This is a genomic window from Vibrio anguillarum (assembly GCF_001989995.2).
GTDB lineage: Bacteria > Pseudomonadota > Gammaproteobacteria > Enterobacterales > Vibrionaceae > Vibrio > Vibrio anguillarum.
Genome location: NZ_JAHGUP010000205.1, coordinates 1 through 872 on the forward strand (window position 1 = coordinate 1; position 872 = coordinate 872).

Sequence of the window (872 nt, forward strand, 5' to 3'; positions counted from 1 at the left end):
AAGTGTCTACTAAACGTGGGGTACTCGGGAACATAACGCCGCGTTAAGGTGTGAGTAACGCAATGCCGAAGTTTCTGCATTGCACCTTAAACACCAAAACCAACGCAAATTAAAAATGCCAAGCGTTACGAATCATTCTTAAACGCTTTGTTATGCGAATTTTTCAACTCTGCTGACTGAATAGTTGTGGTAATGAGCTCTTCAAAAAGTTCTAACTGCCCGGCTGGAATTAATTGATTCTGAATAGTTTTTCGTTTACTTGAGTCAAACAGCCGCTCTGCCACCCAACCAATGAGATACATCAGTGAAAGACAACCTCCGGCAGTGGCTATGTTACCTTCTACTACTAGAGGCAGATCCTGAACGTCTCCTCCCATCTTTTGTAGAACACTTTTAGCATCTGGATTGGTTGTTAATGGCTTACCTTTTAGTAAACCGAGCTCATGAAGGATGAATGAACCAGCACATATCGAGCCAATTAGCTGTTTGTTTGGGTCAAGGCTCAACGCTGACATAAATTCAGCATCTTTCATCGCTGCTGGAATACCACGTTTACCACTAGTGATAAGAACGACATCTTGGTTCGTCACCTCTGAAATATGCCCGTCTGTTGTAACTTTCATACCAAGGTGGGAATGATGTTCAGGTTTAGTTCCCAGTATGTTGACCGTCCAACTATCGGTTGTCCTCCCAAGCAAGTCATACATAAGAAAAAAGTCTACATCTGTGAAATCATCAAATATAACAACGCCAACTTTGTACATAAATTTCTATTCCTTTCGCTGATCTCATGAATCGCATAACGCCCGGCTAAGGGGTTGACAACGCACCGCCGAACTTAAAAAACACACTGTAAACACTGAGCTTCAATT

General features: G+C 42.2%; 1 protein-coding gene. It reads right to left on the reverse strand.

All coding sequences use genetic code 11. The features are described 5' to 3' along the window. Nucleotides 1-125: 125 nt before the first annotated feature. Nucleotides 126-764: a DJ-1/PfpI family protein gene (locus PL85_RS18485; protein WP_088729505.1), complete on the reverse strand. Its 639-nt coding sequence runs from the start codon at nucleotides 762-764 to the stop codon at nucleotides 126-128. Between the last annotated feature and the right edge of the window lie 108 nt (nucleotides 765-872).

Excerpts from the sequence above, each read along its gene's own strand:
- PL85_RS18485 (WP_088729505.1), bottom strand. The coding sequence starts at position 764 with ATGTACAAAGTTGGCGTTGTTATATTTGATGATTTCACAGATGTAGAC.